Source organism: Photobacterium sp. AWH4_225, from assembly GCF_056158405.1.
This window is the reverse complement of sequence record NZ_JBSWTF010000004.1, coordinates 76,801-95,774: the sequence shown is the minus strand read 5'-3', so window position 1 is coordinate 95,774 and position 18,974 is coordinate 76,801. Positions and strand designations below refer to the sequence as shown.

Genomic DNA, 18,974 nt, shown 5'->3' with positions numbered 1-18,974 from the left:
TAGGCGAATCATATGATTCGCCTTTTTTATATTCAAATTTGGGTGGGTACCGACAGTTTGGTAACAATAATTAGTGGCATTTAGATGTTTTGCTCTATAGTGGTACCTGCCGTTGTCACTAATATCCAATTTGTCAGTGGTTTATAACAAAGAGAACAGTTAAAGGAAGAGCTGAATATGTACCCGTTTATGCGTCTAGCAAAAGTAATGTGGCAAGCCAAGCGAAACTCACCGGTTCACATTACCGACAAAAGTGAAATTTCTTTCTCCTGTCGCCCTTGGGATCTCGATATTTTTAATGAAATGAATAACGGCCGCGTTCTTACCCTGTATGACTTGGGGCGAACTGAGCTGGGGATCCGTTGCGGCTTGATGAAGACCTTGGCGAAAAAACGGTGGGCATTGGTGGTCGCAGGCAGTTCGGTGCGTTATCGAAAACGCATTCATATGTTCCACAAAGTGAAAATGTACTCACAGTGCGTCGGCTGGGACGACAAATGGCTATATGTAGAGCAATCTATGTGGGTAGACGGCAAACCGTGTTCATCTGTGTTGATTCGGGCGGGTGTGACTTCTAAAAAGGGTTTGGTATCACCACACGAACTGCTAGAAGCCATGAACGAACCGGTGAATACACCTATCTTGCCGCAGTGGGTGACCGAATGGATTGACTCCGAACAGCACAGACCGTGGCCTCCTATTGGTCAGTAGTCAGCTTATACCTTTAGGGAAATAAACAGCGGAGAGCTTAGTAGGGCTCTCCGGCTAGTTTCAATCAAGCTTAATTGAGCAACTCGCGCTTGATTACTGTCATTACACCCGCATCACGATGGCTTGGTGCTGCGAAACGCGCAATCTCTTTCACCTTCGAGTGGGCATTTTCCATGGCATAAGAGTGGTAGCTTGCTTTGAGCATTTCCAGATCATTAAGGTAATCACCAAAGCTCATAGTTTGCTCAAAACTAAAGCCAAGCGTATTCTGCAAGTGCTCGATTGCAGCTCCTTTTGAAGCTTCAGCGTTCATCACATCTAGCCAGATTTTGGCACTGACTACCACCTGGTGGCTCTGACCAAACTCGTGATCAAAGCTTGGGAATACATGCTTTTCAGTGCCATCAAAATGGCAGATGGCGACTTTTATAAAGTCATCATCGACGTCCAAGAGGTCTTCCACATACTGGCAGCGCTGGTAGTACTTTGCGAACTCTTTAAGTGCCTGTGGGTCTTGGGTTTCAATGTAGGCTGACTGTGTACCACATAACACGATATGCGCCCCGTCGATCGCTCGTGCTTGCTGAATAATCGATGAGATAGATGCTTTGTCGATTTCACAACGGTACAACTCTTTACCTTGGTGCATCACCATGGTGCCATTTTCAGCAATAAACATCATATCATCGCTGACCGGAGCGAATGTTTCCATCAAGCTGTAATACTGACGACCCGATGCCGCAGCGAAAATAATATCGCGCTGCTCTAGCTGCTGGTATACCGAATAGAAATCTTCAGGTAGCTGGCTATTTTCATCGAGTAGGGTTCCGTCCATATCGACGGCGATAAATTTGATGTCTTTGCTTTGCATAGTTGACTGCATCTTTGGAAATGATGTGGAACAGGCGTGATAAACTACATGAGTTATTAAACTCTGCAAGTGTTTTCCATCAAGCCTAACCAAACTCAAGTAATACCAACACCTTATTACAGGCCTTGCTAAACATTCATTATTGCAAGAGTGTTGATGTTTTTTACGAGTGGGTACTGAGATACCACCACACCAATGGCGCCAGAAGAATCACCTCTATAGCAACATTCAACCATTGTTTTGCAACTGAACCGTCCAACATGATCCCAATTAACCGCGCAATCAATAAACCAAACATAAGAGAGGCACTAGCAGCTGCAATTGTCGTCATCCAAGGCTGTAATTGGTGATGAAACAGCAGCAAAGAACCAAAGCCGATTAGCAGACCCCACCATATTCTGCGCTCGATTGCTTGAAAAGTATCATCTGGGATTGGTTTGTTACTTATTAGCTCAGGGTTTACCACAAGCACCATGCCAATAAGAATTATTAAGATGCCAAAACATCGTAAAATTAAGGTACTTTCTATCATCGTTCTTTATGCCACATTTAAATAGTGCTACCAGGTAGGTGATAAACAATAGTGCTGATTACACCGACCAGTTTAGTGCTGTCTTTTGTTCAGATAGCGCCCACAACTTTGCGGCCATCTCAGAATCTAAAGCGACTTTGTCCAATGAACACTCTCTAACTGGACCTACGGTATCAGCTCGCTTGGTAGGGCCGTAAAGAGTTGCTGGTTGCAAATTGTCTTCTGTTGCACACATGACTTCCGGCCAAGCTCCTTTTTCTGCCGACTGCGCGATGATGCGAGAAAGCATCGACCACAGAATTTTGTTGAAATTGCTAGCAGTATCCATCAATAAGTTGGTACGAGACGCGCCAGGATGGCAAACCTGAACCTCTACCTGTTTACCCTTGGCATCGACGCGTCGTTGAAGTTCATAGGCAAATATCATTTGTGCCAGTTTGCTTTGAGCATAAGAGTCCCAGGCGGTGTACTTATTATCAAAGTTAAGATCTTCAAACTTAATTCGCTTTAGACCCATTTTATAAGCGTTGCTGCCAACAACGACAATTCGTCCTTGAGAGGCTTCGATTCGATCAAACAGTAGGCCACACAGCAGAAAGTGACCAAAGTGATTGACTCCAAGCTGACTTTCAAAACCATCTATAGTGAATTCTTGTTTAGCAACCTGAGCAATAGCGCCATTACAGATGAGTGCATCAATAGTCGGAGTTGTTTCCAATAGTTCATTTGCGGCTTGGCGCACTGATGCTAGATTGGCTAAATCCATCTGCACGCAGTGCACATCAATATGGTCACCTAGATCTTGTTTTAGCTGTTTCATAGCTGCTACAGACTTGTCTGGATTCCGGTTCATCATGACAACTTTTGCCCCTTTAGACAGAAGGATGCGTGATGCTTCAAGGCCAGCGCCACTACTAGCACCAGTAATGACATAAGTTTTGCCAATAAGAGAGCCAATGCGCTCTGGAGTCCAACCTTTCGTACCAAAAAGCTGAGTTGTCATAATAGGAACCTCATCAGTAATTCGCTGGGCCGAGTTACGTCAAGCAATGAACTTGTATGCCGCTCTCAGCAGTAGTATTGTTGTCTGGAAGTTACTATAACTCTCGTGATGAGGTATAAGTAGGCGGATTTATATCTAAAACATGCCTATTTGTATCAAATGGGATGGGCGGGTATTGACGTGTTCAAAAAGAAAATTAAACAACTTGTAGAAAGGCGTATTACTGAAGATGGCATGATTGAAACAGGTATCAAGGGAGTGCGCTTGTTTAAAGTTACCAATGCGATCCCTTGTGCACCGGCAGTCTACGAGCCAACAGTGATAGTTATCTTAAGCGGTAGAAAAGAAGCGATACTTGACGGTGATAGATACATTTACGATAACAGTAAGTACATGTGTTGTACTGTTTCTATGCCGGTTGAGGCGGGTACGCCAGATGCTTCACCAGAAGACCCATTGCTTGGCGTTTATATTTCACTTGATACTAAAGTAATGACTGAGCTCGCCATAGAAATGGAGAGCGCGAGTGACGTTAGAAAGCTTCCCAAAGGTAGCTCTCAACCACAAGGGCTCTCACTCGCAAACTGGGATGATACTTTCGCAGATGCTTTATTACGGTTGCTTCAGCTAACGGAGGATTCGGCAGATGCATCTATTCTAGGAGAGGGCCGTTTACGAGAGTTGTATTATGCCATCTTGAAAGGCGATGCAGGCATATCAGCCAGAAGATCCTTTGGTATAGGCAACGAGATAGCTCGTTCTATTCAACACCTATCCATGAACCTCAAAAAGAATGTCACGATTGATGAATTGGCTTCATTAGTTGGTATGAGCCGTGCTGTGTTCCACCGTAAATTCAAGCAAGCTACCAGGATGTCACCGATTCAATTTATGAAATCGATGCGCTTGAATAATGCAGCAATGAAAATTGCCGCCGGTATGAATGTCAGTGAGGCGGCTATGGCAGTAGGTTATGTAAGCTCAACACAATTTAGTCGTGAATTTAAGCGGCTTTATGGGCAATCACCGAAAAAGTGGAGCCAAGCAAAGGATCTGCTAGAGAATATAGCGTAGGAAAAGCATATTTGGCAGTGTTTCAAGAACAAAAAGGCGAATCATTCGGTTCGCCGTTTTGTTTTAACTTTCGGTGATCTTTCTGATCTGGCCAATGGTTGTTTCAGCATTCTGATAATCAATGGGTAACTGGAAAACTCTTCCTGCGGTTTCAATCAGCAAAGAAGGGAAACTACTGCCGCCAATCGACCGGGCAAAGGTAATTTCATCTAACAAGCGTTGGTGAGTTTGCTGCGAAAGAAAATCAGCTTTGAATCGGGCCATATCCAAACCAATAGTCTGTCCTAAGTTAAGGAGCACCTCGTTATCGCTGGGGTTTTGGGCATTCAGATAGTAGGTTTCTTGAATAGCATTTAACATGGCTAGTTCAGCCCCTTGAGAGCGGGCTGCGAGAAGTGCTCTACAGGCGGGATAGGTTGAACGGCGAGGAGTGTTTTTGACCCAGAAATCATAATTGAACTGGGTGCCAAGGTAGCCTTCGATTTTCTTCCAATAAGCCTTAATCTGTTGTTGCATGATTTCGGGCATAGGCACGTCAGAATCAGGGGCAAGGCCACCAACAACATAGATGATTTCTACCTCATCGGATATCGCTTCGGAAATTTCCTTCCAGATTGGCTTGTAACCCCAGCACCAAGAGCACATTGGGTCGTAAACGTAATACAGCTTTGGCTTTGAAGAGGGCATGTTCTTCCTTCCTTGGTTAGATGTTACTCGCGAAAATAGCAAAAAAATGGACAAACCGAAGCTTGTCCATTTTTGATAGGTTAGTCCAAATTAGTATTTGGTTAATACGAACCTTTGATCTTCATTCTAGTCTTCGATGTAGTTCTCAATACCTGGGCAAGAACAAACTAGGTTACGGTCACCGAACACGTTATCAACGCGGTTTACTGTTGGCCAGTATTTCGCATCTTTAGTCTGTGCAGATGGGAAGCAAGCCAGTTCGCGGCTGTAGCTGCGGTTCCACTCAGCATCCATCATGTCAGCTTGGGTGTGCGGTGCGTTAACCAGTGGGTTATCTTTCAGATCCCACTCACCATCTTGAACACGTGCGATTTCATGGCGGATAGCAATCATTGCTTCACAGAAGCGGTCTAGCTCTGCAATGTCTTCAGATTCCGTTGGCTCAATCATTAGCGTACCCGCAACTGGGAACGACATGGTTGGTGCGTGGAAACCGTAGTCCATTAGACGCTTAGCAACATCTTCTTCCGAGATACCTGACGCTTCTTTGATTGGGCGAATGTCGATAATACATTCGTGCGCAATACGGCCATGTGTACCACGGTATAGCACAGGGTAGTGCGGACGTAGACGCTCCATTACGTAGTTAGCGTTCAGGATTGCCAGCTTAGTAGCTTCCGTCAAACCTTCTTCGCCCATCATCGCAATGTAAGCGTAAGAGATTGGTAGGATTGACGCAGAGCCAAGGTCTGCAGCAGATACTGCGTATTGTGGCTGGTCAGCTTCAGTGTTCTCAACGTGGCCTGGTAGGAACGGAGCAAGGTGAGATTTAACACCGATAGGACCCATACCTGGACCGCCACCACCGTGTGGAATACAGAAGGTCTTGTGCAGGTTAAGGTGAGAAACGTCAGAGCCGATGAAGCCAGGGCTAGTTAGGCCAACCTGTGCGTTCATGTTTGCACCGTCAAGGTAAACCTGACCACCAGCTTCATGAACAAGCTCACACACTTCCTGTACCGCTTCTTCATATACACCGTGCGTAGACGGGTAGGTGATCATGATGCAAGACAGGTTGTCACGGTGTTTTTCGATCTTCGCTTTAAGATCTTCAACATCGATGTTGCCCTGATCATCACAGCCTACAACTACAACTTTCATTGAAACCATTGCCGCTGATGCTGGGTTAGTACCGTGCGCAGAGCTTGGGATCAAACAAACATTACGGTGTGCGTCGCCATTGGCTTCGTGGTAACGCTGGATTGCGATAAGACCTGCGTATTCACCCTGAGCACCAGAGTTTGGCTGTAGAGAGAATGCATCGTAGCCCGTGATCTCACAAAGCATCTTAGACAGGTTGTCTGCTAGCTCAGCATAACCTTTCGCTTGGTCTGCAGGGGCAAATGGGTGTAGGGCACCAAACTCAGGCCAAGTAACTGGGATCATCTCTGCAGCAGCATTTAGCTTCATGGTACAGCTACCCAGCGGGATCATGCCGTGAGTTAGCGAGTAATCTTTGTTTTCCAGTTTTTTCATGTAACGCATCATTAGCGTTTCACTGTGGTACTGGTTGAACACTGGGTGAGTCAGGTACTGGCTGGTACGACGGCAGCTTTCAGGGATAGCCGCAAACTCGTCGCTAGCAATGTCGGCTGTGAACATTGATGCTTTCAGGTTTTCGCCGCTGAATAGAGCCAATAGCTCTTCGATGTCGGCAACCTTGGTAGTTTCGTCAATGCTGATACCCAACTGAACGTCGTACTTACGAAGGTTGATGCCAGCATCAAGCGCCTTGTTGTAGAACTCAGTCGTTTTCTTGCCTGTGTTCAATGTCAGGGTATCGAAGAAGCTGTCGTTGGCTAGTTCGATACCTGAGTTGCGAAGACCTGCTGCAAGGATAGCGGTTAGGTGGTGTACACGGCGGCCGATTTTACGTAGGCCTTCAGGGCCGTGGTATAGCGCATAGAAGGCTGCCATGTTGGCAAGTAGCGCCTGAGCGGTACAGATGTTAGACGTCGCTTTCTCACGGCGGATATGCTGCTCACGCGTCTGCATTGCCATACGTAGCGCTTGGTTGTCACGGGAATCTTTAGATACACCGATAACACGGCCAGGCATAGTTCGCTTGTGCTTGTCTTTAGTAGCCATAAAGCCAGCGTGTGGACCACCAAAGCCCATAGGTACGCCGAAGCGCTGTGCTGAGCCGATAACCACATCTGCACCCATTTCACCAGGTGCTTTAAGCAGGGTAAGGGCCAGTAGGTCTGAAGCAACCGCTACCAAGGTTTTCTTGGCGTGAGCAGCTTCGATAATGTCTGTGAGATCTTGTACGTTACCGGTAGTACCAGGGTACTGAACCAATGCACCGAATACGTCGTGCTGGTCAAGATCTTGGATGTTACCGCGGATGATTTCGATACCAATGTAGCCGGCACGAGTCAGAACAACATCAACGGTTTGAGGGTGCAAGTCGTTAGAAACGAAGAACGCCTTGCTTTTGTTTTTGCTCGCGCGCTGACACAGGGTCATGGCTTCGGCTGCTGCCGTTGCTTCATCAAGAAGTGATGCGTTAGCCAGTTCCATACCGGTTAGATCCATGATCACCTGCTGGTAGTTAAGCAGTGATTCTAGGCGGCCCTGCGAGATTTCTGGCTGGTAAGGAGTGTAAGCCGTGTACCAACCTGGGTTTTCCAATACGTTGCGTAGAATAACGTTCGGAGTAAAGGTGTTGTAGTAACCCTGACCGATAAAGCTGCGGTTGATAATGTTTTTGCTGGCGATAGCTTTAAGAGAGGCCAGCATGTCCGCTTCGCTTTGTGGCAGGTCGAGCTGCATTGCCTCTGGTAGGCGAATTGCTGCCGGAACCGTTTCATCGATTAGCTGATCGACGCTTGAAGCGCCAATGGTTTCCAGCATGATTTTTTGTTGTGCCGAATCCGGGCCATTGTGACGACCTGCAAATTCTTTATCGTCACTTAGAGCATTTAGAAGAGTCATGTCGGTCATGGTTCTTTCCTGAACAGTTACTACCTATTGCATTGAGCATATTGCAATAGCTTTGGGTCATCGAGTTGTTGAGCGAGTATCAGTGTTAATGGGCTTTCAGATGATTAATACCGAAAGCCCGGCTCAATTAGTCTTCTTCGATGTTCGCTAGGTATTTCTCAGCGTCGATCAGGTTGGAGAGTTCTTCAACATCCTGAATTTTGATTTTAGCAATCCAACCGCCTTCGTACGGTTCTTCGTTTACAAGCTCAGGGCTGTCTTCCAGCTCTTCATTCACTTCAACGATTTCACCAGTTACAGGTGCGTAGATATCAGATGCGGCTTTGACTGACTCAACAAGAGAGAAAGACTCGCCAGCTTCTGTTGAATCGCCAACTTCTGGTAGGTCAACAAATACAACATCACCAAGAAGGCCCTGAGCGTGGTCAGATATGCCCATAGTGATAGTGCCGTCACCATTGTCTCGAACCCACTCGTGGCTTTCAGCGAACTTCAGTGTATTTTCCATTTGTAACTCCTTGCGCAATCTTTCCGCAGATTTTATTAGTTGTTTCAGCGACTGGCTTTACCAGCCGCTAGGTCTATATAAATGTATTAGTTAACTTTATTGCTTCAGCTTATTGGTAAAGAGGGAAGCGGCTGCAAAGTTTTTGCACTTGCTGCTTCACTTTCTGTTCAACGGCGCTGTTGTCTTCTGGGTTTGTTGCCAAACCGTCAAGTACATCGCCGATCCATTGACCAATTTGCTTAAATTCTTCAGCACCAAAGCCACGGCTTGTGCCTGCTGGTGTACCAAGGCGGATACCTGAAGTGACCATTGGTTTTTCAGGATCAAAAGGTATACCGTTTTTGTTACAGGTAATGCCTGCACGCTCCAGTGCTTCTTCAACTTGGTTGCCTTTCAGGCCTTTCGGGCGTAGGTCAACCAGCATCAAATGTGTGTCGGTACCGTTAGTGACGATATCGCAACCGCGAGCTTGCAGTACTTCTGCCAAGACTTTCGCGTTGTTGATCACATTCTTGATATATAACTTAAATTCAGGCTCTAGAGCTTCACCCAGTGCAACCGCTTTACCGGCGATAACGTGCATTAGCGGACCACCTTGAAGACCAGGGAAAACCGCAGAGTTGATCTTCTTGTTGATGTCTTCATGGTTGGTCAGGATCATACCGCCACGCGGACCACGAAGCGTTTTATGTGTTGTGGTCGTAATAACGTGGGCATGAGGGATTGGGCTAGGGTGTTCACCTGCAGCGATAAGGCCTGCGATGTGGGCCATATCAACCATTAGGTATGCGCCGACTTCATCAGCAATTGCACGGAATTTAGCAAAGTCGATCTGACGAGGGATGGCTGAGCCACCAGCGATAATCATCTTCGGCTGGCTTTCGATAGCAAGTTGGCGAACCTGCTCGTAATCAATCTCACAAGTCTCTTTATCTACACCGTATTGAACGGCATCAAACCATTTTCCTGACAGAGCAGGGCGTGCACCGTGTGTTAGGTGACCACCCGCATCAAGCGACATACCTAAAATTGTGTCGCCTGGCTGAAGGAGAGCTAGCATCACCGCACCATTAGCTTGGGCGCCTGAGTGAGGCTGAACGTTGACGTATTCACATTGGAAAAGTTGCTTGGCGCGGGCAATAGCGATGCGTTCTACTTCGTCGACATGCTCACAACCACCATAGTAACGGCGACCAGCATAACCCTCTGCATACTTGTTGGTTAGACAGCTGCCTTGGGCTTGCATTACCGCTTTAGACACAATGTTCTCTGATGCAATCAACTCGATCTGCTGGTTTTGGCGTGTTAGTTCTGCAGCAATACCTGCGTTAACCGCACCGTCAACCTCTGCAAGGTGGGTTGAGAAGAACACTTCTAAATCGTGGTTTTGGTATGAAGCTTTCATTTCACGTTATCCTCTAATCGCGCTCTTTAAGGTCATCCCTTGTTCCGAGCCAAAGCGTGTATCGTTGTTATGGATATTTGTTCGTTACACGTTGCTGATTACTAGTAATACGCGTTGAGTAACGTATCACCCTAACAACTGCATAACATGCCTTATTATAGATAGCCGATTAAACGAAAATTTCCAATAGTGGAACATCATGTACTTTAGTAGTCACAATCTTACGCAAACGTTTGCCTTTTGCAAACTAAATTTCTAATATGATGTTAACTTTTTTCTAAAGAGTGGCTTGGTTCTAACTGTGTTGAAAAGGTTAAATTTGTATACCAGCCCTTGCTGTAAAAGGGATTATGACGTTCTACAGCGTGTTTACAAAGGTGCTGGATTTAACTTAGTTATGCATTTTAAGGTGTGATTCAATGCGAGAGGAACGTTTGTTTTTTGCTTTGTTTCCTTTTGGAAACTAAATTTCAAATATGATGCATTGGTCATATTTTTTTTACCTATGTGCTTTTATGTTTCCGAGTTGCTATGCCAGAATGAAGTAAGTGTCGTTACCAGGGAGGGAAGTAATGAGTGACGAACAGCAAGTTGATGTTTATCCATCAATGACCGTCGTAAAAGAGTTCGAGTCTGATAAGGCAGATAAGATTGAGCCAATGCAACTAGGAAAGCGGCTCAAAGAAATTCGTATGGCACATGGCCTGACTCTTGAGGAAGCCAGTAAACGAACCGGGCTTGCTCGTTCAACGTTGTCAAAAATTGAAAACGAGCAAATTTCACCGACATTTCAGGCGATGCAAAAACTCGCTGGTGGGTTAGAGATTGATATTCCACAACTTTTTGCGCCGCCTAAACAGCTAAAGGCTACGGGGCGGAGGGATATTACCCGTAAAGAGCAGGGTAAACCGCATCCTACGACAACCTATGAACATGAGTTATTGGCGACGCAGTTAACCAATAAGAAGATGATGCCTTTTAAATCAAAAGTACGAGCGCGGGCTTTTGAGGATTACAGTGATTGGATTCGTCATGATGGCGAAGAGTTCTTGTTGGTGTTAGATGGTGAGATCACCTTTTATTCAGAATTCTACGAGCCAGTGACTTTAAGCGAAGGCGACTCTGTCTATTACGATGCCAATATGGGGCATATGCTGACATCTGTCAGTGAAGACGATGCATTAATACTGTGGGTTACCGCATCTTAAGTGACCGCGTAACTTTAGGTGTGGAGAGAAAACCGCAAACGAAACTGCTTTGTACAATAAACAGTTCTTTGTTGATGATGTATCGCATGGTTATTGAATACCACCAAACGGCCTGTTGATTGTTAACGCTATTGAGTGATTTAACAATTGCTGGCTTGCTTGGGAAGAAAGGGAGCTTATTGTGAGGCTCCTTTTATTTTGAAAAAGTGTTAACTCAAGATTATTTGCCTATGATTCAAATGTGTGATGTAGCACGGTTGAATGATAGGAAACTTTGTTTACTATAAGAAACCATGTATAACATGGTTGTAACAGCTGATATGGAGTATCGCCGCATTGCTCGCGGTGTATGGAGTAAAATCGTATGTCACAAGAATTACTGGTAACACCACTACACGCACTTCACATTGAAATGGGCGCCAAGATGGTTCCTTTTGCTGGCTATGATATGCCAGTACAGTATGCGTTGGGTGTACGTAAAGAACATATCCATTGCCGTGAGTCGGCTGGTCTATTCGATGTATCACACATGGGGCAACTTCGCCTACACGGTGCAAACGCAGCAAAAGCGATTGAGTCACTGGTGCCTGTTGATATTATCGACCTGCCTGAAGGCAAGCAGCGTTATGCGTTCTTCACAAATGAGCAGGGTGGTATCCTTGATGATCTGATGGTGACTAATTTCGGTGATCACTTGTTCGTCGTCGTGAATGCGGCTTGTAAAGAACAAGATATTGCTCATATCAAAGCGCACCTTCCTGAAGATGTCACATTGGAAATCATTGAAGACCGTGCTCTGCTGGCATTACAAGGCCCTAAAGCTGCGCAGGTATTGGCTCGCTTAAACCCAGCAGTTAGCGACATGATTTTCATGGATGCGGCAAAAGTTGAATTATTAGGTGTTGAGTGTCTAGTCAGCCGTTCTGGTTATACTGGCGAAGATGGCTATGAGATCTCTGTGCCTTCGGATAAGGCAGAGGCGCTAGCACGTGAATTGCTAGGTCAAGAAGAGGTAGAGTGGATTGGCCTTGGTGCACGTGATTCGCTTCGTCTTGAGTGTGGTCTATGTCTATACGGCCACGATATTGATACAACAACAACGCCAGTTGAAGGTAGCCTGTTGTGGGGTATCAGCAAACCTCGCCGTGCTGATGGTGAGCGTGCTGGTGGCTTCCCTGGTGCTGATATCATTCTTGAGCAGATCAAAACCAAAGATGTCGCTCGTAAACGTGTTGGCTTGATTGGTCAATCAAAAGCACCAGTACGTGAAGGTAGCAAGCTGTTTGATGCGGATGATAATGAAATCGGTATCGTTACATCAGGCACTTTTGGCCCAACTAAAGGGGCGCCAGTAGCGATGGGTTACGTCAAAACAGACCTAGCTGTTATCGGTACTGAGATTTTCGCTGAAGTGCGTGGCAAGAAACTACCGATGACTGTAGAAAAAATGCCATTCGTACCACAAAACTACTACCGTGGTTAATGAAGTAACAATCAGTAATGCATTGATATACTGAGATTTCATTGCATACATCTAAAGGGGCTATCTAGGCCCCTTTTTTTGTCTCATTTTGTCTCAAAGACAGGTTGGAAAAGTTAGCTAAAATCATCTTTGCTTAAGTTATGGCGATGCCAACTAAGCTGAGGTTGATATGCTAGAGGTTTGTTTACTTAAGAACGTTTGCTCACTCAAGAATCGAGCTTCGAGATACATCTCGATGGTTGCTATGACTATGGTTATGTCATTCAGTTTGTCTGCCGAATCCTTATTGATGGGGTTTGACGAGTATATGGATCGGTGTATGTCATCTTATGGCCAAGACAAGGTCACACGCTCTGTCTGTGAGAGTCAATACAAAGCCATTGAGCAAAAAGAGCAGGAGATTTTTGCTCAAACTAAAGAGTTAAATAGTGAGATTTGGGTCGAAGAAAATAAACAAGATGACGAATTGAGTGGTCAAAATTAAAAGCTAAAAAGATCTTGTTAATGAGTAATATTTATTGAATTAATGAATATCGTTATATCCAATAAACTGGATGTTATCACTCATATTCATTTCTGAATGAAAGCTGTCTAGCGGTAAGATTTATTTGTAATTTGACATGCTTTGCATACGGTTTTTGGTTTTTGTATGTGAGGTTTTGAATTTTTTCTTCATTTAAAACAGTTATTTATAGGTTTTGCTTATTGTTTCAGATACCCGGCTAATCTATTGTCTGCAATTTAACTGTTCAGCTTATATTTAGCCGATAGGCGTACTATCACTAAGGTAAATTAATCATTAGATGAAAGCTTTTTTGTCCTTCACCTGGTAGTGAAGCATTTGTTTTCGTTAATCCTTATGAGTATATGGTTATGCGGCATTATTTGACTAAGTTTCCATTGTTTGTACGTGAGCAATTAAATATGCGAGAAATGTTATTCGAGATCCTGTTAGCGATCGTAGCAATAGCAGCGGCAATTGGCTTGTTTACCGCTGCTGTTATGGCCTAGTTCTTTGATTCTCCCTCTAGCGTCACTGTCGGTAACATGACGCAGACTTCAACACCCAGATTATCTTTGCGGTTCCTTAGCAGAATCTTTCCCTGATGGTAGTCAGTAATCAAGCGAGCGATGAACAGCCCAAGCCCCAAGTGAGGTTTACCTTGTTGGCTTTGAGCCCGAACGGATACCATAGAGTTCAGTAGCTGATCGCCCATATCTTCCGGAAGCAGTGGACCCTTATTGCTGACTATCAAGTAAGCTTGGCCATTTCTCTGTGACAGTGTCACCTTGATAGGGTGATCATCTTGACTAAAGTCGACAGCGTTTGAAACCAGTTTGTCGAGTAACTGGGCCAAGTAATCAGGCGCACCATCCACCATGACAGGTTCTGTACCGGCCTCGACACTAAAGCATTGGTTTTCATAAGCCATCTGGTATCCCTGCATACAGCCATCAACCAGTTCATTGAGCGGGAACACCTCTTTTTCAGCGCCCTGTAGGCTTTGCTCTATCCGGGTAGCTTCTGTCATGCTAGACAATATCGTATTGAGTCTTTGGACGCCTTCTTGAGCCCTTTCGATATAGCGCTTGGCATCATCATCCTGTTCATGCATCGACAAGTTTTCAATGGATGAGCGAACAACAGCTACCGGGGTTCGTAACTCATGAGAGAGTCGGGAGGAGAGGTTCTCGAGATAATGGTTGTATTGGCCCAGACGATTAACCATACCGGCCAAGCTGCGACTCAGGTCGCCAATCTCATCACTTTCACTCGCTGCAGTAATGGTGTGCTGTATTTTACCTTGGCTGTCGATAGCACTCTCTGCTTCATTGCGCAGCTTTCTTATACGGCGTGAGATATTAGAGGCAAACAAGAAGAGTGTCAGTGTCCCCAATGCGATAATGGCGAGCAGTGCATTAAGTAGCTTTTCAAGGGCGCGATTACGCAACGTCTGGATACCAATTGTCGACTCTTCTGCAACAACGGCACCCATTACGTTGTCACCTAACCAGATTGGGTAGGCGGCAGCTAATATCATTGCATTGCCATCACTCGAACGGCGCCAGTGTGAGTAGCCTCGCCCTTGCAGTGCTTGCGATATATGGACGCCTTCAACTCGAGCAGCATCTTTAAGAGAGTCCTGGAATTCGGTTGGCTCGTTGATGAGGTAGCGGTAGTAGAGGGGATGGAGCCACTTTTGCTCTAACGCCGCCAACCAAGAATCATTGTCATCACCATATTTAACCGATGATGACCATACGCCATTGGAGTCTTGGATATCGCCCGTTTGTGCTAAGACTCGTTGGTGCCGGTCTATCACCCAAATCCGTGAGCTGGTGTGGCCCATACCTTTAAGGATATTTTCAATCTCCGGTGAGGGAATAAGCACAGTGCCCAGTTTGTTAACCTGATTGGTGTTCGAGGTACCGATAATGGTTTCAATTTCACGGTTGCTGGTGTTATTAACATCATAGAAAGCAAAGCCTAGCTTGCTACCCAGCATTTCCACAGGGATACGCAGCTCAATGTTATAGCCAGTGTCAGTGGTATGCCAATAGCCCTGTATTTGGCTCTCAAGTGCCAAATCGGCAGGGTTGGAGATTTCTCCATTGATATGCCAAGCATTAAACCAACCGTCTTCATACACCGAAACGACATAGCGTTGGAAATCACCGCTGGGCGTTGTCATTGCAATGACGAGATGATCGTTGCGATCAACTCTTGCTGACCCTTTCCGTCGCATGACAGGTTTTTTGTCATTGACTTCAAACATGGCGTAAAGGTAACCCTCATATTTACCGACCATATGATTGAAATGAATACTGGATCTTTGGTAGGGCCAACGACTGAATTGAATATATTCGCGACCATAGTTTACAACCTGTTCGGTATAGTCGGCCCAGTCATTGATTTGCCCATCAAGCTTGATGGCTGATGTCAGTTCGTAGGCATAGAGATCTCGCCCTTTTTGTACCGATTGCAAAAAGCTGGCCTGATCACTAAACAGGTTTGGACGCTCGTTAAGTGCGGTTGCAACTGCCCGAGTCGTACCTACTAAGGTTTGCTCTTGGCCTTGGCGAAGTAACTTCTCCATCTCAAGAATGTAGTTATAACCAATCCAAGGTAATGTCAGTAGCAAGCACGCGATTAGGGTGATTTTTGAACGTAGGCCAAATGATGGCCTTAGCCTTGTTAGTTCGAAACGGGGCACTTTAACTATTAAACGTCTGAGCATTAAGACCCCCAGCGGTAACCCATGCCATAAACGGTATTGATGCAGTCGAAAGCAGAATCAAATTGCATGAACTTCTTACGGATCCGCTTGATATGAGAAGTAATGGTGCTGTCATCGACAACGACTTGGGCTTCGTCCATCAGGTCATGGCGGCTTTTTACATGCCCAGGGCGCTTGGCAAGGGCATAGACCATCCAGAATTCGGTCACAGTAAGCTCTACCAGGTTTTGCTGCCAGAACACTTGCATCTTGTTTTTGTCGATGGAGAGATCGCCATGCTGGATCAACTCTACTTTATCAGTTGGCTGTTGCATCAGATCGCTACGGCGAAACAAGGCGGCAATGCGGGCAATCAAATGCGGCAGGCTGATATCCTTGGTGAGGTAATCGTCTGCACCCATGCGTAAACCACAGACTGTATCGAAGTCACTGTCCCTTGCAGTAAGAAAGATAATAGGCAGGGTTGGTGATAGTGCTCTCAAAGACTGGCATAGGGTAAAGCCGCCGTCTATTTCATCCTGTAAGCCGATATCGATAATGGCCAAATCGGGTAGTTCGCTCTCAAATGCCGCTTGGGCATCGGGGCGATTGTCATAGCCTTGCACATCGTAGCCGTGTTTTTTCAATACATCGATGTAGTTCTCACGGATGGCTTTTTCATCTTCGACAATGACAATTTTCTTCATGACCTATTACCTATACCGCTAGCGGTAAAAAATTGTGAACAGTGTTTATGCTGTGACTATACAACAATCTAGCTGATAGAAAAGGCTTGTTGGGGCAATCAGGGCAATTGCCATTTTTTTGCCACAATTGATCATGACATTGCCTTTTTTTGCGCCCCGATTCGCCAGATCGGCTTGCTTTAATAACCTCATCGAAACGACACAGCGACTCAAACAGTTTGTCGGAACACAATACATTAGATGAGGACATCACAATGAAAAAGCAGCTTATCTCAACACTAATCGCAACAACGCTAATGGCCTCTTTGGTATCTCCAATCGCGACGGCCAATGACAACACAGACGATAGTTACAAAGTGGGTGAACAAGAACAGCTTATTGGTCTCGGTTCTGGGGCAGCACTTGGCGCTATTGTTGGTGGTCCGGTCGGTGCAGTAGTAGGTGCCATGGTAGGGGGCATTGTGGGTACTGCGGTTGGCCAAGACGAACAAATCAAAGCCCAAGATGAAGAGTTAGGCGAGTTGGTTGCCCGAAATAGCGAGCTCGAGCGAATCAGCCAGAAATATAACCAGGCCCAAATCGAAATAGCGCGTCTGGAACAAGACAAGTATGACTTGATGAACCATCAAGACCGTCAGCTAGATTTAGCACTCGAAATGAATGTTCATTTCAGAACCGGCTCGGCAGAAATCGAACCTCTGTTTAAAGCGCAACTAGACGAAATCGCTGAGATCATGAAACAAGCGCCAGATATTCGATGGGAGCTGTCGGGTTACTCTGACCGCCGCGGAAGCACCGAACGCAATCTTGCTTTGTCAGAGCAACGTGTAGAAGCGGTTAGACAGTATTTAGAAACCCAAGGTGTTGAAGGTGTCCAGCTTTATGCAAGTGCCTATGGTGATCAAGAGCCGCTAAAGCATGAACAAAACTTCGAAGGTGACTTCTTTGACCGTCGAGTGACCTTGCGCAGTGCAAGTGACAATGTCAGCACGGCAAAAAGCCACTAAGAGGTGAGTAATGACAGAACAACAAAAACTGAAGGTCAAAGAGGAGGCACCTAGCTGGGTGCTTTCCTTCCTAATTACTCTATTGCTCACCATGCAACTGACCGTTAGGGCCGATGATATTACTGCTCAAAAGATTGATATTGTTGGCGGAGAAACACTCTACGCCTGGGATGAAAATTGGCAGGCAGTGGATACCGAGCAGCATATACACAGCTTACCTAACAAAGCTAAAAGTACGCTTGGGGTGCACTCAAAAGAGGTAGGGCAGGAATGATGAATGAAGTCGTCTGGTATGAACTGCTTCTTAAAGTCTCATTACTTCATTTCAGCCTTATCTATTGCTGAAAACAGGTGAAACTAAAAGGAGGTCTTGTTACCGGAGAGAGTAATGATAATGCGGTATAAATGCTCGCCCTTGGCTGAGAGGAAATCATCAAGGGCGAGCTTATGTGGTTAAAGGATCTGTTTTAGCCGGTCTTGAACTACTTCGACGAGAAGGTCGGGTTGGAATTTAGATATGAAACGGTCACAACCGACTTTTTTAACCATCGCCTCATTGAAATTACCACTTAGCGAGGTGTTTAAAGCAATATGTAAATCTCTCATTCTTGGGTCATTGCGAATTTCATGGGTTAGCTTATAGCCATCCATCTCGGGCATTTCTGCATCGGTGAACAACATAAGTAGTTCATCGTTGAGGTTGACGCCTTTGTCACACCAGCTTTTCAGCATATTCAATGCATGCAGGCCGTTATGCGCCTCAATAACCTCCAAACCAAGCTGGGAAAGGGTTTCTCTTATTTGCCCGCGAGCTGTCGATGAGTCATCGACGATTAGTACTTTACGGCCATTGAAGTGGTTGAGAAGGGATTGATCCAGTACCTCTTGGGAGATCTGAGTATCGTAATCAATGATTTCTGCCAGCACCTTCTCGACATCGATGATACTGACTAAGCGCTCTGCTTCGTCTTTTTTGATTTTGGTTATGGCCGTCAGGTAATTATTTTTCCCAACCTGACTCGGCGGCGGCTGAATATCTTGCCAGGTCATGTTCATGATGTTCATCACTTGGCCCACAAGGAAAGCCTGTACCGAACGGTTGTATTCGGTGATGATGATATTACTCTCTTCATCGCAATCACCATTTCGCATACCAATCGCCCTGCGTAAATCAATCACAGGAATAGAAGCGCCGCGAATATTAGCCACTCCGCTGATATTTGGGTGCGAACCTGGTAGTTGGTTTAACCTTGGGCGTTTTACGACTTCTTTTATCTTGAACACATTAATGGCGAACAACTGAGAGGTGTGAAGCCGGAAGATGAGTAGTTCTAAGCGGTTTTCACCAACGAGGTTGGTTCGCTGGTCAACAGAGGCGAGTATATTGGTCATTAAGTATGCAAGAAGTCAGTAATATCAAATTTATCAATATATTATCTCAGTGTCATGGTCTTGTCTAAGTCAGAGTTATTGAAAGCAATAAAAAGCTAGAACAGATCCGACTTCATTAATTATTTTACGAAATAAATACCCGAAATGTTTCAAATCAAAGAA

General features: G+C 45.5%; 17 protein-coding genes. 7 read left to right on the top strand and 10 right to left on the bottom strand.

All coding sequences use genetic code 11. From position 1 onward, the window contains the following. The first annotated feature begins 177 nt into the window (after window positions 1–177). A complete protein-coding gene (locus tag ACXAD4_RS17810; RefSeq protein ID WP_475243127.1) occupies window positions 178–711 on the top strand; it encodes a thioesterase family protein in 534 nt (177 codons plus the stop codon). Window positions 712–781: 70 nt separating this feature from the next. Here the strand turns inward: ACXAD4_RS17810 and ACXAD4_RS17805 are convergent, their stop codons facing one another. From ACXAD4_RS17805 to ACXAD4_RS17795, 3 genes are all read right to left on the bottom strand, one after another. Continuing rightward, window positions 782–1,582 carry a Cof-type HAD-IIB family hydrolase gene (locus ACXAD4_RS17805; RefSeq protein WP_475243126.1) on the bottom strand — a complete coding sequence of 267 codons (801 nt, stop codon included), beginning with the start codon at window positions 1,580–1,582 and terminating at the stop codon, window positions 782–784. A gap of 163 nt (window positions 1,583–1,745) precedes the next feature. Further along, a complete protein-coding gene (locus ACXAD4_RS17800) occupies window positions 1,746–2,114 on the bottom strand; it encodes a DUF4345 family protein (RefSeq protein ID WP_475243125.1) in 369 nt (122 codons plus the stop codon). Between the two features lie 58 nt (window positions 2,115–2,172). Next, complete coding sequence (locus ACXAD4_RS17795; protein WP_475243124.1) at window positions 2,173–3,117, bottom strand: SDR family oxidoreductase; 945 nt, start codon at window positions 3,115–3,117, stop codon at window positions 2,173–2,175. A gap of 180 nt (window positions 3,118–3,297) precedes the next feature. Between ACXAD4_RS17795 and ACXAD4_RS17790 the strand changes: the two genes are divergently transcribed. Beyond that, complete coding sequence (locus tag ACXAD4_RS17790) at window positions 3,298–4,191, top strand: AraC family transcriptional regulator (protein ID WP_475243122.1); 894 nt, start codon at window positions 3,298–3,300, stop codon at window positions 4,189–4,191. Window positions 4,192–4,254: 63 nt separating this feature from the next. Here ACXAD4_RS17790 and ACXAD4_RS17785 read toward each other — a convergent pair whose 3' ends face one another. The 4 genes from ACXAD4_RS17785 to ACXAD4_RS17770 all read right to left on the bottom strand — a co-directional run bounded on the left by ACXAD4_RS17785 (window position 4,255) and on the right by ACXAD4_RS17770 (window position 9,797). After that, entirely contained in the window at window positions 4,255–4,878 is a 624-nt protein-coding gene (locus tag ACXAD4_RS17785; RefSeq protein ID WP_475243121.1) for a DsbA family protein, read from the bottom strand. A 126-nt stretch (window positions 4,879–5,004) separates the two neighbouring features. Next, window positions 5,005–7,884 carry an aminomethyl-transferring glycine dehydrogenase gene (gene gcvP / locus ACXAD4_RS17780; RefSeq protein WP_475243120.1) on the bottom strand — a complete coding sequence of 960 codons (2,880 nt, stop codon included), beginning with the start codon at window positions 7,882–7,884 and terminating at the stop codon, window positions 5,005–5,007. Window positions 7,885–8,011: 127 nt separating this feature from the next. Beyond that, window positions 8,012–8,392, bottom strand: coding sequence for a glycine cleavage system protein GcvH (gene gcvH, locus ACXAD4_RS17775; RefSeq protein ID WP_475243119.1), 381 nt, complete (start codon window positions 8,390–8,392; stop codon window positions 8,012–8,014). 109 nt (window positions 8,393–8,501) lie between these two features. Beyond that, window positions 8,502–9,797: a serine hydroxymethyltransferase gene (locus ACXAD4_RS17770; RefSeq protein WP_475243118.1), complete on the bottom strand. Its 1,296-nt coding sequence runs from the start codon at window positions 9,795–9,797 to the stop codon at window positions 8,502–8,504. A gap of 572 nt (window positions 9,798–10,369) precedes the next feature. On the opposite strand from ACXAD4_RS17770, the gene ACXAD4_RS17765 reads away from it, so the two are divergent. The 3 genes from ACXAD4_RS17765 (at window position 10,370) to ACXAD4_RS17755 (ending at window position 12,972) form a co-directional block, all read left to right on the top strand. Next, the gene (locus tag ACXAD4_RS17765) at window positions 10,370–11,005 is read left to right on the top strand and encodes a helix-turn-helix domain-containing protein (protein WP_475243117.1); all 636 of its coding nucleotides are present in this window, start codon (window positions 10,370–10,372) and stop codon (window positions 11,003–11,005) included. A gap of 364 nt (window positions 11,006–11,369) precedes the next feature. Then, a complete protein-coding gene (gcvT, locus tag ACXAD4_RS17760; RefSeq protein ID WP_475243115.1) occupies window positions 11,370–12,488 on the top strand; it encodes a glycine cleavage system aminomethyltransferase GcvT in 1,119 nt (372 codons plus the stop codon). Window positions 12,489–12,807: 319 nt separating this feature from the next. Beyond that, window positions 12,808–12,972, top strand: a complete 165-nt coding sequence (locus ACXAD4_RS17755; RefSeq protein WP_475243113.1) for a hypothetical protein — start codon at window positions 12,808–12,810, stop codon at window positions 12,970–12,972. Window positions 12,973–13,495: 523 nt separating this feature from the next. Here the strand turns inward: ACXAD4_RS17755 and pdsS are convergent. Together pdsS and pdsR are read right to left on the bottom strand one after the other, a co-directional pair. Then, the gene (gene pdsS / locus ACXAD4_RS17750) at window positions 13,496–15,727 is read right to left on the bottom strand and encodes a proteobacterial dedicated sortase system histidine kinase (protein ID WP_475243112.1); all 2,232 of its coding nucleotides are present in this window, start codon (window positions 15,725–15,727) and stop codon (window positions 13,496–13,498) included. Further along, a complete protein-coding gene (gene pdsR, locus ACXAD4_RS17745) occupies window positions 15,727–16,413 on the bottom strand; it encodes a proteobacterial dedicated sortase system response regulator (RefSeq protein ID WP_475243111.1) in 687 nt (228 codons plus the stop codon). The genes pdsS and pdsR overlap by 1 nt, the downstream gene beginning before the upstream one ends. A gap of 254 nt (window positions 16,414–16,667) precedes the next feature. Here pdsR and pdsO point away from each other — a divergent pair, with 254 nt between their 5' ends. Both pdsO and ACXAD4_RS17735 read left to right on the top strand, forming a co-directional pair. Further along, entirely contained in the window at window positions 16,668–17,420 is a 753-nt protein-coding gene (gene pdsO / locus ACXAD4_RS17740; RefSeq protein WP_475243110.1) for a sortase-associated OmpA-like protein PdsO, read from the top strand. 10 nt (window positions 17,421–17,430) lie between these two features. Next, window positions 17,431–17,694, top strand: coding sequence for a hypothetical protein (locus ACXAD4_RS17735; protein WP_475243109.1), 264 nt, complete (start codon window positions 17,431–17,433; stop codon window positions 17,692–17,694). A 179-nt stretch (window positions 17,695–17,873) separates the two neighbouring features. Here ACXAD4_RS17735 and ACXAD4_RS17730 read toward each other — a convergent pair whose 3' ends face one another. Further along, window positions 17,874–18,812: a chemotaxis protein CheV gene (locus ACXAD4_RS17730; RefSeq protein WP_475243108.1), complete on the bottom strand. Its 939-nt coding sequence runs from the start codon at window positions 18,810–18,812 to the stop codon at window positions 17,874–17,876. Between the last annotated feature and the right edge of the window lie 162 nt (window positions 18,813–18,974).